18 protein-coding genes and 3 tRNA genes are annotated in these 20854 nt (G+C 33.6%); 13 read left to right on the forward strand and 8 right to left on the reverse strand.

Annotated elements, in window-relative coordinates; genetic code table 11:
• Positions 1-59: 59 nt before the first annotated feature.
• The gene (locus DMB68_RS16845; RefSeq protein ID WP_110347806.1) at positions 60-299 is read right to left on the reverse strand and encodes a hypothetical protein; all 240 of its coding nucleotides are present in this window, start codon (positions 297-299) and stop codon (positions 60-62) included.
• Positions 300-411: 112 nt separating this feature from the next.
• On the opposite strand from DMB68_RS16845, the gene DMB68_RS16850 reads away from it, so the two are divergent.
• The 3 genes from DMB68_RS16850 (at position 412) to DMB68_RS16855 (ending at position 3662) form a co-directional block, all read left to right on the forward strand.
• Entirely contained in the window at positions 412-1971 is a 1560-nt protein-coding gene (locus DMB68_RS16850) for an NAD(P)/FAD-dependent oxidoreductase (protein ID WP_110347807.1), read from the forward strand.
• A 1-nt stretch (position 1972) separates the two neighbouring features.
• Positions 1973-2137, forward strand: a complete 165-nt coding sequence (locus DMB68_RS23400) for a DUF7821 domain-containing protein (protein ID WP_165830159.1) — start codon at positions 1973-1975, stop codon at positions 2135-2137.
• 715 nt (positions 2138-2852) lie between these two features.
• Positions 2853-3662, forward strand: coding sequence for a polysaccharide lyase family 7 protein (locus tag DMB68_RS16855; RefSeq protein ID WP_110347808.1), 810 nt, complete (start codon positions 2853-2855; stop codon positions 3660-3662).
• 86 nt (positions 3663-3748) lie between these two features.
• Here DMB68_RS16855 and msrA read toward each other — a convergent pair whose 3' ends face one another.
• A complete protein-coding gene (gene msrA / locus DMB68_RS16860) occupies positions 3749-4369 on the reverse strand; it encodes a peptide-methionine (S)-S-oxide reductase MsrA (RefSeq protein WP_110347809.1) in 621 nt (206 codons plus the stop codon).
• Between the two features lie 8 nt (positions 4370-4377).
• Complete coding sequence (gene msrB / locus DMB68_RS16865) at positions 4378-4932, reverse strand: peptide-methionine (R)-S-oxide reductase MsrB (RefSeq protein WP_110347810.1); 555 nt, start codon at positions 4930-4932, stop codon at positions 4378-4380.
• Between the two features lie 297 nt (positions 4933-5229).
• Between msrB and idi the strand changes: the two genes are divergently transcribed.
• The 7 genes from idi (at position 5230) to DMB68_RS16900 (ending at position 8340) form a co-directional block, all read left to right on the forward strand.
• Positions 5230-5757 (forward strand): isopentenyl-diphosphate Delta-isomerase, encoded by a 528-nt coding sequence (idi, locus tag DMB68_RS16870; RefSeq protein WP_110347811.1) that lies wholly within the window; start codon positions 5230-5232, stop codon positions 5755-5757.
• A 24-nt stretch (positions 5758-5781) separates the two neighbouring features.
• Positions 5782-6192, forward strand: a complete 411-nt coding sequence (locus tag DMB68_RS16875; protein ID WP_110347812.1) for a 6-carboxytetrahydropterin synthase — start codon at positions 5782-5784, stop codon at positions 6190-6192.
• A gap of 3 nt (positions 6193-6195) precedes the next feature.
• On the forward strand, positions 6196-6654 hold the full coding sequence (locus DMB68_RS16880; protein ID WP_110347813.1) for a peroxiredoxin: 459 nt from the start codon (positions 6196-6198) through the stop codon (positions 6652-6654).
• A gap of 59 nt (positions 6655-6713) precedes the next feature.
• Entirely contained in the window at positions 6714-7682 is a 969-nt protein-coding gene (locus DMB68_RS16885) for a type I phosphomannose isomerase catalytic subunit (RefSeq protein WP_110347814.1), read from the forward strand.
• A 56-nt stretch (positions 7683-7738) separates the two neighbouring features.
• Positions 7739-8005: a hypothetical protein gene (locus DMB68_RS16890; RefSeq protein WP_110347815.1), complete on the forward strand. Its 267-nt coding sequence runs from the start codon at positions 7739-7741 to the stop codon at positions 8003-8005.
• Positions 8006-8083: 78 nt separating this feature from the next.
• Positions 8084-8157, forward strand: a tRNA-Thr gene (locus DMB68_RS16895).
• Between the two features lie 109 nt (positions 8158-8266).
• Positions 8267-8340 (forward strand) — tRNA-Thr (locus tag DMB68_RS16900).
• Between the two features lie 169 nt (positions 8341-8509).
• On the opposite strand, the gene polA is transcribed toward DMB68_RS16900, so the two are convergent.
• Positions 8510-11350 (reverse strand): DNA polymerase I, encoded by a 2841-nt coding sequence (gene polA, locus DMB68_RS16905; RefSeq protein WP_110347816.1) that lies wholly within the window; start codon positions 11348-11350, stop codon positions 8510-8512.
• Between the two features lie 197 nt (positions 11351-11547).
• Here polA and DMB68_RS16910 point away from each other — a divergent pair, with 197 nt between their 5' ends.
• Positions 11548-12783, forward strand: a complete 1236-nt coding sequence (locus DMB68_RS16910) for a metallophosphoesterase (RefSeq protein ID WP_110347817.1) — start codon at positions 11548-11550, stop codon at positions 12781-12783.
• A 74-nt stretch (positions 12784-12857) separates the two neighbouring features.
• Positions 12858-13160 (forward strand): thioredoxin family protein, encoded by a 303-nt coding sequence (locus DMB68_RS16915; RefSeq protein ID WP_110347818.1) that lies wholly within the window; start codon positions 12858-12860, stop codon positions 13158-13160.
• A gap of 28 nt (positions 13161-13188) precedes the next feature.
• On the opposite strand, the gene DMB68_RS16920 is transcribed toward DMB68_RS16915, so the two are convergent.
• Positions 13189-13824: a polysaccharide deacetylase family protein gene (locus DMB68_RS16920; RefSeq protein WP_110347819.1), complete on the reverse strand. Its 636-nt coding sequence runs from the start codon at positions 13822-13824 to the stop codon at positions 13189-13191.
• Positions 13825-13916: 92 nt separating this feature from the next.
• Positions 13917-17195 (reverse strand): glycosyltransferase family 117 protein, encoded by a 3279-nt coding sequence (locus tag DMB68_RS16925; protein ID WP_110347820.1) that lies wholly within the window; start codon positions 17193-17195, stop codon positions 13917-13919.
• A 249-nt stretch (positions 17196-17444) separates the two neighbouring features.
• Here DMB68_RS16925 and DMB68_RS16930 point away from each other — a divergent pair.
• A tRNA-Gln gene (locus DMB68_RS16930) sits at positions 17445-17515 on the forward strand.
• Between the two features lie 74 nt (positions 17516-17589).
• On the opposite strand, the gene DMB68_RS16935 is transcribed toward DMB68_RS16930, so the two are convergent.
• Together DMB68_RS16935 and DMB68_RS16940 are read right to left on the reverse strand one after the other, a co-directional pair.
• Positions 17590-19614 carry a heavy metal translocating P-type ATPase gene (locus DMB68_RS16935; RefSeq protein ID WP_110347821.1) on the reverse strand — a complete coding sequence of 675 codons (2025 nt, stop codon included), beginning with the start codon at positions 19612-19614 and terminating at the stop codon, positions 17590-17592.
• A gap of 11 nt (positions 19615-19625) precedes the next feature.
• On the reverse strand, positions 19626-20849 hold the full coding sequence (locus tag DMB68_RS16940; protein WP_110348048.1) for an efflux RND transporter periplasmic adaptor subunit: 1224 nt from the start codon (positions 20847-20849) through the stop codon (positions 19626-19628).
• Positions 20850-20854 lie beyond the last annotated feature (5 nt).

The following is a 20854-nucleotide window of genomic DNA, read 5'->3' on the forward strand; positions in this document are numbered from 1 at the left end:
AAACTTTCTATAGTATTGGAATTTGGAATTTTATTTTAAGTATTTTATTTTTTGGAGTTTTATTCCGCATAAATCTCCCCACGATGTGGTTTCAAAGCATCTCTTACCAGGATCATATTTTCATCAGTGACAACCATAAAGGCTATGGCCTGCATTTCATTGATGATTTTAAAGCCCGTAATGTTTAAAGGGAGTTTTTCAATTGCGATATATTCTTTCAGATGAATTTCATGGTGTTCAGCTGTTTTCGCTGAAGAAGGTCCCCGAAAATCCCAAATCAGTTTTATTTTTCTTGACATTATTTATAGGTATAAAGTTTCAAAGAAGCAAAGGTACAAAGTCTCAGTTCAAAATGTTATTTTTGCAGCTTCTTTTCATAAATAGAAAAGCTAACAGAATAAATAAGATACAATGCCAAAAGAACTTTTACTTCAGGTAACTCCGGAAATTGCAGCAAACGAAACACTGCTAAAAGACTATTTGTCTAAACAAATAAAAGTTTCTACAGTAGAAATTCAGCATGTCACGATTTTAAAAAGATCAATTGATGCTCGTCAGAAAGCCATCAAAATCAATCTGAAAGTACTTATCTATCTAAAAGGAGAAGTTTTTCAGGAGGCCAAAATAGAATTACCCATATATAAAGATGTTTCTAAAGCGCAGGAAGTAATTGTAGTTGGAGCAGGTCCGGCTGGACTTTTTGCAGCATTGCAATTAATTGAATTAGGCTTAAGGCCAATTGTATTAGAGCGTGGAAAAGATGTTCGCGGACGCAGGCGTGATTTAAAAGCAATCAATGTTGATCATTTGGTTAATGAAGATTCGAATTATTGTTTTGGAGAAGGAGGAGCAGGAACCTATTCTGATGGGAAATTATATACACGGTCTAAAAAACGTGGAGATGTTACCCGAATCTTGGAGCTTTTAGTGGCTTTTGGAGCTTCTGAAGATATTTTGGTTGAAGCACATCCCCATATCGGAACTAATAAATTGCCTAAAATTATTGAAGATATTCGAAATAAAATTATCGAATTTGGTGGTCAGGTTTTGTTTGATACCAGAGTAACGGATATTTTAGTAAAAAATAATGAAGTAGAAGGAGTTGCGACTCAAAACGGTGAAAGGATTCTTGCAAATAAACTAATCTTAGCTACGGGCCATTCAGCCCGTGATATTTTTGAGTTATTAGATAAAAAGAAAATTTTCATAGAAGCAAAACCTTTTGCTTTAGGAGTTCGTGCAGAACATTCACAGGAATTAATCGACAGTATTCAATACAGCTGTGATTATCGTGGAGAGCATTTACCTCCTGCACCTTATTCGATTGTAAAACAAGTTAACGGACGTGGAATGTATTCATTCTGCATGTGTCCGGGGGGTGTAATTGCACCTTGTGCAACAAGCCCGGGTGAGGTGGTAACAAATGGCTGGTCACCATCAAAACGTGATCAGGTAACTGCAAATTCCGGAATCGTTATAGAATTGAAATTGGAAGATTTTAAACCTTTTACAAAATTCGGTGCTTTGGCAGGAATGGAATTTCAAAAAAGTATCGAACAAAAAGCGTGGCATTTGGCCGGGCAAACTCAAAAGGTGCCGGCACAAAGAATGGTTGATTTTACCCAAAATAAAGTTTCAGCTGATATTCCGAAAACATCCTACGTTCCTGGAACAACTTCGGTAGAAATGGGACAGGTTTTTCCTGGCTTTTTATCACAGATTTTGAGAGAAGGTTTTAAAGAATTCGGTAAATCAATGCGTGGTTATTTAACGAATGAAGCAATTCTGCATGCGCCGGAAAGCAGAACTTCATCACCGGTTAGGATTCCGAGAGATCCTTTGACTTTAGAACATCTGCAAATAAAAGGTTTGTATCCGTGTGGTGAAGGAGCAGGTTATGCCGGAGGAATTATATCGGCTGCAATTGATGGAGAAAAATGTGCTTTGATGATTGCTGAATCTTTGAAATAATTTGCGGCAGAAAATAAAAGGTTTGTTGGATACAGAATATATGGATTTTAATAATCCAAAAATTGAAACGCAGGAAATTGGAATTAAAGATTTTAAAACGGTTTTACAGGGAATCTGTCAATATATGAAGATTGAAATTCCACAGATATTGAACCGCCTTCTTTAGGGAATTTGCTATGAGCAATGGAACTTACAACAGAAACTTTTACAGATTTATAAAACTGGTTTCGAGAGAAAATGCAGATTAAAAACTACTGGCGAGACTACCTGAAAATAGTTTAAAGATTTTCAAAAAGAAACAAAAGAATATCATGCAAAAGGTGAATGTTATTTTGAGTTTTTCGAAAGTATAAATGTATGGAACAGCGACTGAAAATTTCTTTTTTTATGTAATAAATGTCAATTTTACGCTTCTGTCTGAAAAAAAAATAAACATTTGTTACATTCTGTTTTTGATGAAGTTTTCTTTTATAAGATTAAAAATTCATAATGATATATTTTTTTTGTATGTAATTACTTTGTAATTGTGTTTTTTCTTCAAATATTTGGCGTAAATCTTTAAAAAAACCAGAATTTTCTATTTTAAATTATTCAAAGATTTGCTGTTTCTTTCTGCTATTTCTTAATGATGTTTGTTAAATTTTGATTTTTAATCATGAATTGTCATTTTTGAGTGGTTTTTTTTAAGGAATAAAAAAAAATATTAAAAAAAATATAGTGAAATTAAAAAAAAAATATAATTTTATGCAATCGATTACAAAAGGATATTTGCTTGCATTTTATTTTGGTGGAAATTATTCTAAACTTGCTTTTTAATTTTTTCTCCAGGGTATTATTCTCTTGAAATTATAGTATTATTTAATCCAAAAACAGCAAAAAAAATGAAAAAAATTAGAACTTATCTTTTATTACTATTAACAAGTACTACTTTTCTAATTCATGCTCAAAAAGCGCCAAAAATAGATTTGACTTTATGGAAGCTGACAATTCCTGAAGGTTCTGTTACAACATATAAAGCACCAAAAATTTTGGATTATGCTGAAAATAGAGAAATTACAAAGTTTATGTTTAATGATTTGACAGATAGGTCTTTAGTTTTTTATGTGTATCCTTCTATTAAGTCTAAAAGATCTTTTAATAAAACAGATTTAAAGGAACAAAACTCTTTTGGTGGTGATGCAAGCTGGTCTTTTAAGCAAGGGGCTAAATTAAAAGCGTCGCTTAAAATGGGTGAAATTTATAAAAAAAATGATATGCACCCACGTGTTATATTTGCTCAGATAGGTGGAAGATTAAAAGAAGAACAAGTTAATTTAATAGGGGCAAAAGATAAAACAGCCCCATCAATCTTAAAAGTTTTTTGGGACAATGGATATGTGAAATTAAGATCAAAAAGACTTGCTGATCCTTCTATTACCGGAGTTGATGTTTTAAAAGAGGATTCCTGGATCGATGATGATGGTTATACTTTTAAAAATAAAGTGGATTTTGATAAATTTACATTTCAAATTGAAATCAGCGATGGAAAGATGGAAGTTAGCGTGAATGGTGAAAAAAAGGTGTATTCTGGAGGTGATTATAAATTATGGAATTCATTTGATAACTATTTTACTGTAGGATGTAATCTTCAGGGTGATGAAACAGGAGCGTTTGCGAATGTGAAATTTTACTCGTTAGATGTTACTCACTAAGAAATTAGGATTTCTAATAGAAATTAAAAAGTCTGTATCATTTATTGATACAGACTTTTTTTTATGATTTAATTCAAGAGTTTGTTTTAATATTTCTTTTTTAATTTAGCTTTAAAAACTTTTTCAAATTTTTCTATTTTAGGTTGTATAACCATTTTACAGTATGGCTGATTTTTGTTGTTCGCATAATAATTCTGATGATAATCTTCAGCTTTATAAAATTTTATGAGAGGCTCTATTTTTGTTACAATCGGTCTGTCATAGACTTTTACTTTATTAAGTTCCGCAATAATACTTTGGGCTGCTCTTCTCTGATCTTCATTTTTATAGAAAATTACAGAGCGATATTGAGTTCCAACATCTGCACCTTGCCTGTTTAATGTTGTAGGATCATGTACCGTAAAGAAAACTTTGAAAATTTCATTAATATCGGTTACATTTTTGTCGTAAGTAATTTGTACCACTTCCGCATGACCTGTTGTTCCTGTGCAAACTTCTTCATAAGTTGGGTTAGCTACTTTTCCGCCAGAAAAACCTGAAACAACAGATTTAATTCCGTCCAAATTTTCATAAACAGCCTCAACACACCAATAACATCCTCCGCCAAGTGTAATGGTTTCCAGATTTGATGTATTTTTTGTCTTATTTTGCTGTGGGAAAACACTAATTGATAATGCAATAAAAAAGATTAAGATTGTATTTTTCATGTGGTAAATTATTTTTGAGAATCAGGAATAAAATCAAGTGCAATCGAATTCATACAATAACGTTTTCCGGTTGGTGCAGGACCATCATCAAATAAATGGCCTAAATGTCCGTCACATCTTCCGCAGAGCGCTTCGATTCTTTCCATTCCAAGTGAATTGTCATTTTTGTAAACAACGCTTTTTTTATTGTCTTGTTCAAAAAAGCTTGGCCATCCACAACTGCTTGCAAATTTTGTGGTTGATCTAAAAAGTTTATTTCCGCATGAAGCGCAGTAATAAGTTCCTTTTTCATTGATATTCCAATATTTGCCTGTAAATGGTCTTTCAGTATCGGCTTCGCGCATTACTGCATAAACATCTTCTGGTAATACTTTTTTCCATTCAGAGTCGCTTACATTTAATTTAGTTGTAGCTGTATTTGAATAATAAGGATTTCCGGGTTTGTTGATTTTGTTTTCTACAGCCCTATATTCAGATTCTTTTTTTGTGTTTTGCCCACAAGCCTGTAAAATAAAAAGCGGAATTAAAAAACAAATGCTAAAAATTATATTTTTTGTTTTCATGTTTTAAGATGTGTTAATCTGCATTTCAAAGTTACAATGAGATTTCTTGTAAAAAATACATATAACCTATTATTCAGATATATTTAAGTGTGTTTTAACTTTTTATTTATTTACGTAAAAGGTAAAGTTGCAGATTTTATCTATGATTTTTAAAGGTTTTTTTATTAAAAACAAAATTGCAAATTGTTGTAAATCTGGCAAATATGATAAAATCTGGCTTAGTTAAACTTTTCACAATCTTTTCTGAGATTTTTAAGCCATTTCTTTTTTCGTATTTTTGTTACATCAACACGCCTTATGATAGAAGAAAACGTAATATTAGTTAATCAAAATGACGAGCAGATTGGCTTAATGCCAAAGTTAGAAGCACATGAAAAAGCAGTTTTGCATCGGGCTTTTTCAGTTTTTATTTTAAATAGTAAAAATGAAATAATGTTGCAGCAACGTGCACATCAGAAATATCACTCACCTTTACTCTGGACAAATACTTGTTGCAGTCATCAACGTGAAGGTGAGTCAAATATAGAAGCCGGCACCCGAAGATTGTTTGAAGAAATGGGTTTTAGGGCTGAATTAAAAGAGCTTTTTCATTTTATATACAAAGCGCCTTTTGATAATGGTCTGACTGAACATGAACTTGATCATGTCATGATTGGATACTACAACGAAAGTCCTGCTGTCAACTTAGATGAGGTTGAAGACTGGAAATGGATGAAGATTGAAGATATAAAAGCAGATATTGAAAAACAGCCTGAAATTTATACTGTTTGGTTTAAAATAATATTTGATGAATTTTATCATTATTTAGAAGACCACAAATTATAAGAAAACCTACTAACGAAAACCTAAATGAGAGTAACCATATCCAGAAAAGCGCATTTTAATGCTGCACATCGATTGCACAGGAAAGATTGGACATCTGAAAAGAACGATTTAGTTTTTGGAAAATGTAATAATCCCAATTTTCATGGTCATAATTATGGTTTAACAGTAAGTGTTACAGGAAAAATTGACCCGGAAACTGGTTTTGTTTTAGATGTGAAAGTATTAGCGGATATTATACTCGAAGAAGTGGAAATTCCGTTTGATCACAAAAACCTGAATCTGGATGTTCCGGAATTTCAGGATTTGAATCCAACTGCAGAAAATATTGCTGTTGTGATATGGAATAAAATTAGAAAAAGAATTCAATCCGATTTTGATTTAGAAGTCGTTTTGAATGAAACAGACCGCAATTTTGTAACTTATAAAGGAGAATAAAGAATGTCGTTAAAAATAGGGGATATAGTTCCGAATTTTACTGTAAAAGATAGTCATGGTGAAGTTTTTGAAAGCCAAAGTGTTTTGGGACGAAAGCCGCTTGTGATTTATTTTTACCCAAAAGATAACACGCCTGGTTGTACTACCGAAGCATGCAGTTTTAGGGATCAATATGAAGATTTTAAGGATTTAGGAGCTGAAGTAATTGGAATTAGCAGTGATAGTGTAAAATCGCATCACAAATTTGCCAAAAAACATGAGTTACCATTTATTTTATTATCAGATGAAGATAAGAAGTTGAGACATCTTTTTGGGGTTAAAAATAATTTATTCGGACTTTTACCAGGAAGGGTCACGTATATTATTGACAGGAATGGCGTGGTAATATTGATTTTTGATAGTATAAATGCTGCCAGCCATATACCAAAAGCTTTGGAAACAATTAAGGAATTAGTATTGTAGATTAGCAAATTTGAATTATTGGAAGATTAAATTAAGATATTAGCCAAAAAATAAAACGTATGAAACTAAAAGCTTACCCTTTACAATTTGAACCGATTTTAAAAGAAAGAATCTGGGGAGGAGAAAAACTGAAAACTATTCTTAACAAGCCGATTGTTTCAAAAATTACTGGAGAAAGCTGGGAATTGTCGACTGTAGAAGGAGATGTAAGTATTGTAGTAAATGGAGATTTGAAAGGAAAGTCTTTAGTGGAGCTGATAGATCAACAGCCGAATGAAATTTTGGGAACTAAGGTCTATGAACGTTTTGGGAAGCAGTTTCCTTTACTTTTTAAATATTTAGATGCACGCGAAGATCTTTCAATTCAGGTTCATCCAAACGATAAATTAGCCAAAGAAAGACATAATTCTTTTGGTAAAACCGAAATGTGGTTTGTAACACAAGCTGATGCTGATGCAAGAATTATTGTTGGTTTTAAAGAAGATTCAAGTAAAGAGGAATATTTAGAGCATTTAAATGGTAAAACTTTGGTTTCTATTTTAGACGATGTAAAAGCTAAAGCTGGTGATGTATTCTTTTTGGAAACAGGAACTGTTCATGCTATTGGTGCTGGATTAGTAGTTGCCGAAATTCAGCAAACATCTGATATAACATATCGTTTGTATGACTTTGATCGCAAAGATGCACAGGGAAATACGAGAGAATTACATGTTGATTTGGCACTTGATGCAATTAACTATAATAAAGTAAATACGCAAAAAAAATACGAAACAAAAGCAAATACATCAAATGTAGTAGTAGATTGTCCTTATTTTACAACCAATTTTATTCCATTAGAAAATAAAGTTGAGGTTTCTAAATCCGGAGAAACATTTACGGTTTATATGTGTATCGAAGGAAGTTTTGAAATTGAATACGACGGTTTTAAGCAATCGTATAAAAAAGGAGATACAGTTTTGGTGCCTGCTGAGATAAATGCATTTGTTTTGAATGGAAATGCTTCAATTTTAGAAATTTACATTTCTTAACATATATTCTAAACATTATGCGTACTTTTGCAAACGCAAATTAAAATTATAATAAAATGGCAAACGTTAAAAATTTAAAGAAAGACATCAATTTCGTATTAGGAGATATTATTGAGGCAGTTTATTTGTTTGAGATGTCTACAACAGGAAATCCTACACCGGAAACGAATGCTTTGGTTGATGAAGCTATTAATGCTTTTGATACTTTGATCACAAAAGTTAATGCTAAAAATGTTGAAAACAAAAAAGCACACTTCAAGCAAATCAATGTTGAATTAGAACAAACTGCTAATCAATTGATTGCTAAAATCAACGAATTGTAAGCAAAAAAAAAGTATAAAAAGTTCAAATATATTTTGGAAAAACCAAAAACCGCCTTATATTTGCACCCGTAATGAGTCGCCAGCGTAGCTCAGTTGGCTAGAGCAGCTGATTTGTAATCAGCAGGTCGTGGGTTCGAGTCCCTCCGCCGGCTCAACAAAAAAGAAGCCATCACTTTTGTGATGGTTTTTTCCGTTATAATGAAGGGCAGTCTTATTTTTGGAACTTAAAAACCGCTAATAAATGTGCTTTAATGAGTCGTCGCCAGCGTAGCTCAGTTGGCTAGAGCAGCTGATTTGTAATCAGCAGGTCGTGGGTTCGAGTCCCTCCGCCGGCTCAAAAAAACCATCACAAAGTGATGGTTTTTTTTTGGGGAATAAATTCGAGTTTTGCAAAAATCAAGGATCGACCCAAAACTTGTGAATTAGTAAAAAATAAGTATAAAAAAAGCGCCCCGATTATAATTTAGGACGCTTCTGTTTTTTTTTTTTTTTTTAGTTAATGTTTTAATGCGCTTCTAACCAATCTTTGCCCAATCCTAATTCAACCTCCAAAGGAACTGCCATTTTAAAAGCATTTTCCATTTCGTGCTTGATCATTGGTTGGATTTTTTCGAGTTCATCATTGTGAACATCGAATACAAGCTCATCATGTACCTGAAGTAGCATTTTTGATTTCCAGTTTTCTTCCTGAAGTTTTTTATGTATATTGATCATTGCGATTTTAATCACATCTGCAGCGCTTCCTTGAATTGGAGCGTTAACGGCATTTCTTTCAGCAGCGCTTCTTACTACGGCGTTTGCAGAGTTTATATCTTTTAAGTAGCGACGACGTCCTAAAATAGTTTGTACGTAGCCGTTTTCACGGGCAAATTCAACCTGGTCTGAGATGTATGATTTCAATCTTGGATAAGTGTTGTAATAAGCTTCTATCAAAGCTGCACTTTCGCTTCTTGATAATGAAGTCTGATTGCTTAATCCAAAAGCGGAAACACCGTATATAATTCCAAAGTTTACAGTTTTTGCATTGCTTCTTTGTTCTCTGGAAACTTCATCCAATGGCACATTAAATACTTTTGCTGCTGTTGCTTTGTGAATATCTTCTCCATCCTGAAACGCTTTAATCATATTTTCTTCACCGCTTAAAGCTGCAATGATTCTTAATTCTATTTGCGAATAATCCGCAGAGATTAAAGTATGGTTTTCATCACGGGCGACAAAAGCTTTACGAATCTGACGTCCTCTTTCAGTACGAATTGGAATATTCTGCAAGTTTGGATTGTTTGAACTCAAACGACCTGTTGCTGCAACTGTTTGCATATAATCAGTGTGAACGCGCAGTGTTTTTTTATCAACTTGTTCAGGTAAAGCCAAAATATAAGTGCTTTGTAGTTTTACCATCTGTCGCCAGTCTAAAATTTCTTTTACGATTGGGTTGTCATTGGCTAAATAGGTCAAAACTTCTTCGCCGGTAGCATACTGGCCAGTTTTGGTTTTCTTTTGTTTAGCACCTCCAATTTTAAGTTTGTCGAATAATATATCGCCTAATTGTTTTGGCGAAGCTAAATTGAATTTTTCGCCTGCAGTTTCGTAAATGTTTTGTTCTAAAGTTTTGATTTCAACATCCATTTCTTTTGACATAGCACTTAAAAATTCAACATCCAGACGAATTCCTTCTGTTTCCATTGCTGCTAAAACACTTACCAACGGAATCTCGATGTCTTCAAACAGTTTTTTTGTTTCTGTTTTATCTAATTCGGTTGTAAATATTTCTTTTAATTGTAAAGTCACATCGGCATCTTCTGCAGCATATTCCTTGATTTCTTCAAGTGCAACATCACGCATTGATATTTGATTTTTACCTTTTTTTCCAATTAAAGTTTCAATTGATTTTGGAGAATATTTTAAATACGTTTCGGCTAAAATATCCATATTGTGGCGCATATCAGGATTGATCAGATAATGCGCAATCATAGTATCAAAAAGTTTTCCTTTTACAATAACGCCATAATTAGAAAGGATTTTTAAATCATATTTTAAATTCTGACCAATTTTTTCAATGTTTTCATTCTCAAAAAAAGGTCTGAATTTGTCGATCAGAACCTGAGCTTCTTCCTGGCTTTCCGGAAACGGAACATAATATCCTTTTCCTTTTTCATAAGAAAATGAAATCCCCACTAATTCAGCATGTAAAGCATCTAAGCCAGTGGTTTCGGTGTCAAAACAAACAGAATCTTGTTTTAGTAAATTTTGCAAAAGCAATTTTATTCCTAAATCACCTTCTATCGCCTGATAGGAGTGAGGAGTGTTTTCTAAAGTACTATAAAACGAAGTTCTTACATCTTCTGTATTTTCTTCGGTGCTTCCTCCTCCAAAAAGATCAAATTGATCTTCATTTTTAGGCTGTGGTTTTTTATATAATTTAATGTCCGGAGTAGCTTCAGCTAATGTATTTCCGCCTCCGACTTTAAATAAATTGTCAAATTGTTCAGCCATTCTTCTAAATTCCAATTCCTGAAAAATAGCATCGGTTTTTTCGATATCTGGACGAGATAATTCGTAATCGTCTTCATTAAAAACAACATCGCAATCGCAAATAATGGTTGCCAGTTTTTTAGATAAAATTCCTTTTTCCTTATTGGCTTCAATGTTTTCTTTCATTTTGCCTTTCAGTAAATGAGTGTTTTCTAGAAGGTTTTCCATTGTGCCAAATTCTTTCAGGAATTTTTTAGCAGTAACTTCTCCAACACCAGGAAGTCCCGGAATATTATCTACAGCATCACCCATCATTCCAAGAAAGTCAATTACCTGCTCAGGTCTTTCAATTTCAAATTTTGCCAAAACTTCAGGTATTCCCCAAATCTCGATTCCGTTACCCATTCGGGCTGGTTTGTACATGAAAATATTTTCAGAAACTAATTGGGCAAAATCCTTATCAGGCGTTACCATAAATACTTTGTAGTTTTGTTTTTCAGCTTGTTTGGCTATTGTTCCAATTAAATCATCGGCTTCGCAGCCGGCAATTTCAATAATCGGAATATGCATGGCTCTCAGTAAATCCTGAATGTATGGAATCGCAATTTTAATCGCCTCAGGAGTTGCATCACGATTAGCTTTATAGTCAGAAAACATTTCTGTTCTAACATGGCTTCCTTCTTTGTCAAAAGCAACGGCTAAATGATCCGGTTTTTCACGTTTAATAACATCTAAAAGGGAGTTCATAAAACCCATAATGGCAGATGTATCCATTCCTTTAGAATTGATTCTCGGATTTTTTATAAAGGCATAATAACCGCGAAAAATTAAAGCGTAGGCGTCTAGAAGAAAAAGGCGTTTTTGAGTTGACATAGAAAAAATATTAGTGTGTAAAAATAAACAATTGGGTTTTAAAAAACAGTTTGTTATTTGAAATTATCTTGAGCTTTGGCAGTTAATTTAAATATTGAAATTAATTTTATTAAATCACTTCACATTCTAGTTAAAATTTTGATAATAGAAAGCGGTAAAATTTTCATTCTTTGTTACTTTGTTTAAAACTGTAAATAATGATCCTTCGTTTTGTAATTCTGTGTGCCCTTTTTTTGTTTATTGAGTTCTATTCATATCAGGCCTTCCGTACCTTAATCAAATTGAGATGGGTTTTGGTTAGTTATCAAATTATAAGTTTAGTGCTTTTAATTTTTATCATCTATTCGTTTACGCATTTTGACCGTTCTGTTGGGCAAACGAAACAGTTCATGTTTACAACAGGTTTAATGCTGTTGGTTTATGTGCCTAAAATTGTTCTTACCCTGATTATGTTTGGAGAGGATATTTTTAGAGTAGGAGCTAGTATTTTAAATTATTTTATGTACAATACTCCGAGGAAAGAAATAATGCCAGATCGTAGAAGGTTTATTAGTCAATTGGCTTTGGGTTTGGCAGCAGTTCCGTTTTTATCTTTGATTTACGGAATATTTGAGGGAAAATATAACTTTAAAGTGTTTAAGCAAACGATTTTTTTTCCTGATTTACCGGATGCTTTTGATGGATTTAAAATTACCCAGATTTCAGATGTACACAGCGGTAGTTTTGATAACCCGGAAAAAATAAATTACGCTATTGATCTTATTAATGAACAGGAATCAGACATGATTTTGTTTACCGGGGACATTGTTAATACGCATGCTAAAGAAATGCATCCCTGGATAGATTCTTTTAACCGAATAAAAGAGTATAAATATGGAAAATTCTCGGTTTTAGGGAATCATGATTATGGGGAATATGTTAGCTGGCCTTCTGAAAAACAAAAGGATGAAAACTTTCAGGAAATTAAAAAGCTTTATGGGCAAATCGGATTTAAATTAATGCTGAATGAGCATGCTTATATTCAAAAAGGGCATGATAAAATTGCTTTGATTGGAGTAGAGAACTGGGGGGTGAATTTTAAGAAAGCTGGAGATTTAAATAAAGCTTCTGCTGAAGTTGCTCACGAGGATTTTAAAATCTTAATGAGCCACGATCCGAGTCATTGGGATGCGGAAATTAAAGACCATCCTAAAAACTTTCACTTAACATTATCAGGACATACGCATGGAATGCAGTTTGGTGTTGAAATCCCGGGTTATTTTAAATGGAGTCTGGCGCAATATATTTATAAGCAATGGGCTGGATTGTATGAAAATGTTGGAAGATACGTTTATGTTAACAGAGGCTTTGGTTTTCATGCTTATCCTGGAAGAGTTGGAATCATGCCTGAAATCACCGTTATTGAACTAAAAAAAGGTAACAATGTGGCTTAATTCGGTAAAAATGCTACATTTGTATAATGGTAATCTCTTTTTGTAGATTTAAAAATATTTAAATTTTTGGTTTTATGTCAAAATTTGGAGAACTAATAAATGCTCAGGTACCTGTGTTAATTGATTTTTACACAGACTGGAATGAATCGTCAGTTTCTATGCATCCTGTGATTAAGGATGTTGCGGCCGCGCTTGGTGATAAAGCCAAGGTTATTAAAATTGATGTTGATAAAAATCAGGAATTAGCCGAGGCTTTGCGTATTAAGGGTCTTCCTACGCTGATGATTTATAAAGAAGGGCAAATGATCTGGAGACAATCGGGTGAATTGGATGCGAATACCATCATCGGAATTGTTCAGGAACAGTTTGGGGTGTAATAACTTCTTTTTTTTTGCATGTGGTTATTCATCGGATAACATCAAAAGCATACCCATTTTCTTTTAAAAAATGTAAAGTTTTAGGAAGAGCAAATTTTAAATTTTGCGATGCCTTTATACTGTCATGAAATACAATTACACTTCCGGATGTTACATTTTTGGTAACATTTTCAAGGCATTTTTCAGGAGTAATACTTTGGTCGAAATCTGCGCTTAAAACATCCCACATTACAATCTTATAACCTAATTTTCGAAGAATTTTCGATTGTGCTTTTTTTATCTTACCGTAAGGAGGGCGAAATATCATGTTACATGTTTTTTCTTCTTCTAGAACTGCCGCACAATTTTTTACATTTTCGATGTAGTCATTGGTGTGGCTTTTCCATCCATTAATATGATTCATTGTATGGTTTCCTATAGAGTGACCATCGGTAATTAATTTTTCAAATAAGGCCAAATTGGCTTTAATGTTTTTTCCAATACAGAAGAAAGTTGCTTTTGCGTCAAATTTCTTCAATTCAGATAAAACCCAGTCTGTAATTTCAGGAGTAGGTCCATCATCAAACGTGAGGTATATTTTCTTTTCCTTGTTTGGAATATCCCAACAATACTTAGAAAATACCCTTTTAATGAATGAATTTGTTTTGACCCAGTAAAAGCTCATTTTGAAATGATTTAGAGATATGTAAAATTAAAAAATGCAGTGCTATTTAACTAATAGCGCTGCATTTTTTTAATCAATATATTTTTCGTATATTATTCTTTTTCTCGTCCAAAACGTTCGAACACATTTACATAAGTGTTGAAGGTTTTTTTATGGTTATTATAAAAAGCTAAATCCTTATTATCTTTCATAACCTGAAGCAGGCTTCTGTAGCGTTCAATATCTGTTATGATGTCAATTGCTAAGTCAGATTGATCAGCTCCGCTTAAAGTGGCATAATAATTAAGATTCTCTTTGTATTTCTGAACCAATTTATTTAATAAATCCTGAGCTTTTTCTTTTTCGCTTACTTTGTAATAACCGCCTGCAAAAGGTTCAACCAACGAATAGTATCCATATTGGTCTAAGGGCATTTTTGTCATCGCCAGATTGATAATGTTTTTGGCTTTATCTATTTTGCCTTCAGTGATAAGCTGGTTCATTAATCTGGAAAGATTTGTACGATATGTGATACTGTTTCTTCTGGTTTCTGGGTCGTGATAAATATTGCCGTTACTGTTTCCCCAATCCCATTTTGTTACGATGTCGTACATTTTATCAGCATCAATTTGTCCCATGTCCATTGGACCTCCATCTTTTGAAGGAGTGTTTTTAATTGGAACTAATTTATAAACCATTCCATCTAATTGAAGATAATCTTTTAGCCATAAATAATCTTCATCATCAAAAGCACCTCCGCTAAAATAAATAGGTCTTTTCCAGTTATTATTGGCTAAAATATCCAGCATCATCAGGCGGTTTTTATATATAGCGCTTCCTTTGATGTCTATGTCCATATACGGAACAATAGAGTCGTTATATTTAGGGTTGACTACCTTGTTGTTGATAATTGTGTTTTTGTCAACTGTGATTCTGATTTTATTGGTTGGGAAAAAGTGAATGGTTTGTCCGTTTTGCAAACCAACAGTTGATTTTGGATGTTTTATAAAAGTAATAAAATCCTTAATATCCCAACGGGTCTCTACTTTTGGAATGTGAGCGACATAATCTAATTTGTCTCCTACATATTCCGCATGTGTGAAAGATATTGGTAAAGGGTTAGATTCGTATGATTTGGCTTTCATCTGATCAATATACCAATCAGTCATGAAAAGACTTGTGTTTACAATTTTTACGTCCGTACGAATGCCTTCGATTTCCTGAGCATACCATAATGGAAAAGTGTCATTGTCCCCAATTGTAAATAAAATGGCGTCCTTGTCACATGATGTCAGATATGCTTTTGCCATTGCAACAGCGGTATATTTGCCTGATCTGTCATGGTCATCCCAGTTTTGAGAAGCCATTAAAACAGGAGCTGCTAATAAGCTTCCGGCAATAATAATTGGGCCTGCAATTTTAGGTGCAAGATATTTTTGAATGGTTTCGTATAAAGAATAAACTCCGAAGCCAATCCAGATTGCAAAAACATAAAAGGAACCAACCAGAGCATAATCTCTTTCGCGAGGTTCAAAAGGTCTTTCGTTTAGGTAGATTTTAAGTGCGATTCCTGTAAATAGAAACAATACTAAAAGCACATAAAAACTTTTAAGGTCTTTGTTTGCATGATACATAAGTCCAATAAGCCCTAAAATGAACGGTAAGAAATAATAAGCATTTCGCCCTTTATTGTTTAAAACATCTGAAGGTAAATTGTCCTGAGATCCCAAGTGCAATGAATCTAACGCTTTAATTCCGCTAATCCAGTTACCGTCTAAGTTGTCGTATTTTCCCTGAACATCACTTTGACGTCCTGCGAAATTCCACATCAGATATCTCCAGTACATATATCCAAACTGATATTCAAACATGAAGCTGAAATTATCAACCGTTGAAGGTTTTTCGATGATTAAATAATCACTGTAGCTTCTTAAGAATTTTACATAACCTTCGTTGTCGATTTGTTTTTGGGCATAAGCTTGTCTGAATTCGTGAACCGTTTTTTCAACTTCGTTACGCAGTTGTGCGATGGCTTTGTTGTATTCGTCTTCACTTAACTGACTGGCATCAACTCCGTATTTTCCTAAATCTTCTTCATAAGGATAATTAGGGTTTATTTTAAATTGAGGTGGATTAGTGAAATTGATGTAATTTTGAATATGCCCAGTTTCTGTACTCCACATTCTAGGCAAAATCGTTTTCTGATTATCGTCACTATTCTGCTCTGCATTTTTATAATTGTTTGTGATGATGTATTTCCCGGTTTTGTAATCTCTTTCGTAGTTTGGTTTTTTATCCAGATATGGTGTTTTTTCATCCAGTCCGGCAAAAACTTCGGTGTATTGAGGTCCATAAAATAATGGGTTTACGCCATATTGTTCACGATTATAATAAGCTAAAACTTCGGTAGCATCGGATGGTTTGTTTTCGTTGATAACTGTATTGGCGTTTGCACGTACAGGCAGCATCATCCAGGTAGAAAAACCAATTAAGATAAATAGGATGCATAAAATAATAGTATTGTAGAAAACAAAGCCTTTTTGTTTGGTGTATTTTAATCCAAAATAAAAGAAAGCGATAAAAAGCAAGGCAACAAAAATAGTTCCTGAGTTAAAAGGCAAACCCATGCTGTTTACCATGAATACTTCGGTTTTACCAAAGAATGCCATGGTCAAAGGAAGAAGTAATTTGAAAATAAACAATAGAATTGCAATAACTACAGCATTGCCAATAATGAAATTTTTTATAGTAACTTTTTCGTAATGTTTAAAGAAGTAAAGAAAACCAATGGCAGGAATAGTTAATAATGCCATAAAGTGAACTCCAAACGAAAGACCAATAACAAGAGAAATAATAAGTAGCCATTTGTTTCCTTTTGGTTTGTCCATATCCTGCTCCCAGCGTAATCCAAGCCAAAAAAGCAATGCGATTAATAAGGATGCCATCGCATAAACTTCGGCCTCAACGGCATTAAACCAAAAGCTGTCAGAAAATGTATAAGCTAAAGCCCCGACAAAAGAACTTCCTAAAATTGCGATTGAATTATTTTGATCGATTTCGGTAAAACGTGCTATAATCTTTTTCAAAATCATAGATGATGACCAAAACATGAATAGAATGGTAAAAGCGCTTGAAAAAACAGACATCATATTTACCATTAATGCCACATGTTGATTGTCGATTGCAAACATAGCAAAAAATGCACCCATCATTTGGAATAAAGGCGCTCCGGGTGGATGACCAACTTCAAGTTTAGCTGCTGTGGCAATATACTCGCCACAATCCCAAAAGCTCATGGTAGGTTCAACAGTTAGTGTATAGGTTATTAAAGCGATTGCAAATGCAAACCAACCAATAATTGTATTCCATTTATTGAAATTGAATTGTGCCATATTAAGGTGTTAAATTTTGTATGTTTTCTATTTTACAAAGAAAATGTTTTTTTGTGTAAAGAAACGAGCATTAACAAAAAATTCTACAAAACTATTTGGTGAAATTAAAGTGTTGTTTATGAAATGCTTGTGCTTTTTTTGGTGGTTTTGAATAAAAAAAACGAAAAAAAAATTAAAATTTTTGCTCAAAAAATTTGCACAAACTAAATAAAGCTTTAAATTTGCACTCGCTTAACCGCACTACTTTATTGGTCTATGGTGTAATGGTAACACAACTGTTTTTGGTGCAGTCTTTCTAGGTTCGAGTCCTAGTAGACCAACTTAAAAGCCTCTCAATCGAGAGGCTTTTTTTATGAAAATTTTCTGTTAAATGGATGGAGGATTAAAAATTATATTATTGAAACTTCATTTTCTGAATTCTTATTGCGTTCAAAATAGCCAGCATTGCCACGCCAACATCTGCAAATACGGCTTCCCACATCGTAGCTAAACCACCTGCACCAAGAATCAAAACAATGGCTTTTACTGCAAATGCTAATACAATATTTTGATAGACTATTTGTTTGGTCTTTTTGCCAATGTTTATCGTGGTAAATATTTTTGCAGGCTGATCATTTTGAATAACAATATCTGCGGTTTCAATAGTTGCATCGCTTCCTAAGCCACCCATTGCAATTCCGGCATCGGCAAGGGCAACAACCGGCGCATCGTTTACACCATCGCCAACAAAAGCAATTTTTAAATTTTGGGACTTTAGTTCTTCGACTTTTTCGACTTTGTTTTCAGGAAGCAAGTCTCCATAAGCCTGATTGATATTTAACTCTTTGGCAACAGCATCAACAACGGCTTGTTTGTCGCCTGAAAGCATTACGGTTTTGATGTTTATTTTGTGCAAACTTTCAATAGCTTGTTTGGCATCCTCCTTGATTTCATCGGCTATTAGAAAATATCCTGCGTATTTTTGATTGATCGCAATAACGATAATACTAAAGGGAATATTGTCGATTTCAGAATCATAACTGATATTGAATTTTTTCAGCAGTTTTATATTCCCTGCCAGAATTTCGTTTCCTTCAACCTTTCCTTTTAAACCATGTCCTGCAATTTCTTCAACATCGCTTACGATTATATTTTTTTCTGAACCATTCGCATATTCAATAATAGCTGTTCCAACAGGATGTGTTGATTGTGTTTCAAGTGCAGCCGTATATTTAACTAAATCATTTTCAGGAATACCAACAGCTACAACTTTTTGAACTTTAAAGACACCTTTAGTCAGCGTTCCCGTTTTGTCCATAACCACAGCCTGAATAGATGCCATTATATCTATGAAATTAGAGCCTTTAATTAAGATTCCATTTTTGCTGGCTGCACCAATTCCGCCAAAATATCCTAACGGAATTGAAATTACCAATGCACAAGGGCAGGAAATAACCAAAAAAATTAAAGCTCTGTACAACCAATTGTTAAAGCTGTAATTTTCGACAAATAGCATTGGAATCAAACAAATGCCGATTGCTAAAAACACCACTATTGGCGTATATATTTTAGCAAACTTTCGGATGAATAGTTCTGTCGGTGCTTTTTTTGCTGTGGCTTCCTGCACCATTTTAAGTATTTTTGATAATTTACTGTCGGCGTAAACTGCTGTAACTTTAATTTCTACAACGGTATTCAGGTTAATCATTCCCGCAAGAACAGTTTCATCTTTTTGTTTTGTATCAGGTTTGCTTTCGCCGGTTAAAGCAGCTGTGTTGAAGGAAGCGTTATCTGAAATTAATTTTCCGTCCAATGCTAATTTTTCACCGGGTTTCAATAGGATAATTTCTCCAATAGTAATTTCGGATGCTTTTTTAGTAATAGCATTTCCATTTTCGATTACCGTTGCACTGTCTGGTCTTTGGTCTAACAATAATTTGATATTATTTTTCGCTCTTTGAACTGCCAGTGCCTGAAAGACTTCACCAACAGTATAAAACAGCATTACGGCAACGCCTTCAGGATATTCACCAATGGCAAAAGCGCCAATTGTTGCAATTCCCATCAACAAAAATTCAGAAAAGATTTCGCCATTGCGAATGCTTTCAAAAGCTTCTTTTAATACCGGAAAGCCTACCGGGATGTAGGTTAATGTATACCAAGACAGTCTTACATAGCCTGTAAACCAGTTTTGTGGAAAATAGCTGTCAAAACCAATAGCAATAAGTAATAATACAAAACTAATGATTGCAGGAAAAAATAGTTGAAATGTAGTTTTGTTTCCCGCTGAATGGTCATCTCCGTCATCGTCAGAATGGTTTTGAGGCTCATTGTCTGTACAACAACATCCTGCATGCTTATTGGTTTTCTGATTTGTTTTTTCTTCCAATGTACAGCAAAGTTGTTTGCCGTTTTCATCGTATGTATGTTGGTGTTCCATGTTTTTTTATTTTAATGTTCGTGTTCTCCGCCACCTTTCATTGCTGATAAAAGATAGAAAGCCCCTTTTGTTACGATTTTGGCATCTTTAGGAATTGGCGAAACAAATTTTACTTCTGTATAACCCAAATCGGTTGTTCCAGGAACAACTTCAATTGCTTTAAAATAAATTTCATCGTGTCCTTTTTCTTTGCCGGCAACTTCTTCAGAATGTTTTTCACCTTCTTTATGTTCGTGAACTTCTTGTTTTTCAACTTCCTCAATATACACAAAATATTTATCTCCGTTTCTCACAATCGCATCTTTTGGTAATGCAGGTACAGTGGCGTTTGCGATGCTAATATTGGCAGAAACATACATTCCGGAAATCAAATCTTTACTATCGTCCGGATTAATTTTTGCGTGAACAGCAACGGTTTTACTTTCGTTAGAAAACGATTTGTTGATGCCAAATATTTTTCCTTTAATGGATTTATTTCCTTGATTTGTCAAAATAAAATCTATGGTTTGCCCTACGGCAATCGAACCTAAATCTTTTTCATAGACATTCAGATCCAGGTGCATTTGGCTATTATCGACTACTTCAAAAAGAATGGTTCCAGTTTCGGCAAATGCTCCTTTGGCAATACTTATTTTTCCAACATAACCAGATATTGGCGAAACAATAGGTACTAAATTAGAACCATTTGTATTCATATTCAAGGCTTGCAATTTATTTTTTGCAGCTTTGGCTTTTGCTCTTTCTACGGCTAATTTGGCCTTAACTTCCTGGAGTACTTTTCTCGGATTTACATCTTCGTCGCTTAATGTTTTCTGGCGATTGTATTCCAGTTGCAGGTATTCAATATTGGCTGTAGCCGAATGATAATCTTCCTGCATTTCAACAACTTCCAAATTTTGAATCGTTGCCAATACTTTTCCTTTATTTACAAATGTACCTTCTAAAACCAAAATATCCTTCACAGTTCCTCCAATTAAAGTAGAAATATTTGCCATATTCTGAGGTGGAACGGTGGTGTAACCATTGGCTTTAATGATTAAATTAAGATTTCTGTTTTCGACAGAACCGGTTTCAATGCCGACAGTTTTAAATTGTACCTGCGTTAATGCTACTTCCGTTTCAGATTTTTCTTCTTCGTGACCTGATTCTTCAGTTTTTTTGTTGTTGCAGGAAATTAGAAAAAAGAAAAAAGAGACAAGAATATAGATGTATTTATTGAATTTTATATTTTTCATTTTAA

Source organism: Flavobacterium hydrophilum, assembly GCF_003202405.1.
Classification (GTDB): Bacteria; Bacteroidota; Bacteroidia; order Flavobacteriales; family Flavobacteriaceae; genus Flavobacterium; species Flavobacterium hydrophilum.

What these genes read in the sequence shown, in the direction of transcription:
- DMB68_RS16845 (WP_110347806.1), bottom strand. Translation starts at nt 299, where the DNA reads ATGTCAAGAAAAATAAAACTGATTTGGGATTTTCGGGGACCTTCTTCA.
- DMB68_RS16850 (WP_110347807.1), top strand. Translation starts at nt 412, where the DNA reads ATGCCAAAAGAACTTTTACTTCAGGTAACTCCGGAAATTGCAGCAAAC.
- DMB68_RS16855 (WP_110347808.1), top strand. Translation starts at nt 2,853, where the DNA reads ATGAAAAAAATTAGAACTTATCTTTTATTACTATTAACAAGTACTACT.
- msrA (WP_110347809.1), bottom strand. Translation starts at nt 4,369, where the DNA reads ATGAAAAATACAATCTTAATCTTTTTTATTGCATTATCAATTAGTGTT.
- msrB (WP_110347810.1), bottom strand. Translation starts at nt 4,932, where the DNA reads ATGAAAACAAAAAATATAATTTTTAGCATTTGTTTTTTAATTCCGCTT.
- idi (WP_110347811.1), top strand. Translation starts at nt 5,230, where the DNA reads ATGATAGAAGAAAACGTAATATTAGTTAATCAAAATGACGAGCAGATT.
- DMB68_RS16875 (WP_110347812.1), top strand. Translation starts at nt 5,782, where the DNA reads ATGAGAGTAACCATATCCAGAAAAGCGCATTTTAATGCTGCACATCGA.
- DMB68_RS16880 (WP_110347813.1), top strand. Translation starts at nt 6,196, where the DNA reads ATGTCGTTAAAAATAGGGGATATAGTTCCGAATTTTACTGTAAAAGAT.
- DMB68_RS16885 (WP_110347814.1), top strand. Translation starts at nt 6,714, where the DNA reads ATGAAACTAAAAGCTTACCCTTTACAATTTGAACCGATTTTAAAAGAA.
- DMB68_RS16890 (WP_110347815.1), top strand. Translation starts at nt 7,739, where the DNA reads ATGGCAAACGTTAAAAATTTAAAGAAAGACATCAATTTCGTATTAGGA.
- polA (WP_110347816.1), bottom strand. Translation starts at nt 11,350, where the DNA reads ATGTCAACTCAAAAACGCCTTTTTCTTCTAGACGCCTACGCTTTAATT.
- DMB68_RS16910 (WP_110347817.1), top strand. Translation starts at nt 11,548, where the DNA reads ATGATCCTTCGTTTTGTAATTCTGTGTGCCCTTTTTTTGTTTATTGAG.
- DMB68_RS16915 (WP_110347818.1), top strand. Translation starts at nt 12,858, where the DNA reads ATGTCAAAATTTGGAGAACTAATAAATGCTCAGGTACCTGTGTTAATT.
- DMB68_RS16920 (WP_110347819.1), bottom strand. Translation starts at nt 13,824, where the DNA reads ATGAGCTTTTACTGGGTCAAAACAAATTCATTCATTAAAAGGGTATTT.
- DMB68_RS16925 (WP_110347820.1), bottom strand. Translation starts at nt 17,195, where the DNA reads ATGGCACAATTCAATTTCAATAAATGGAATACAATTATTGGTTGGTTT.
- DMB68_RS16935 (WP_110347821.1), bottom strand. Translation starts at nt 19,614, where the DNA reads ATGGAACACCAACATACATACGATGAAAACGGCAAACAACTTTGCTGT.
- DMB68_RS16940 (WP_110348048.1), bottom strand. Translation starts at nt 20,849, where the DNA reads ATGAAAAATATAAAATTCAATAAATACATCTATATTCTTGTCTCTTTT.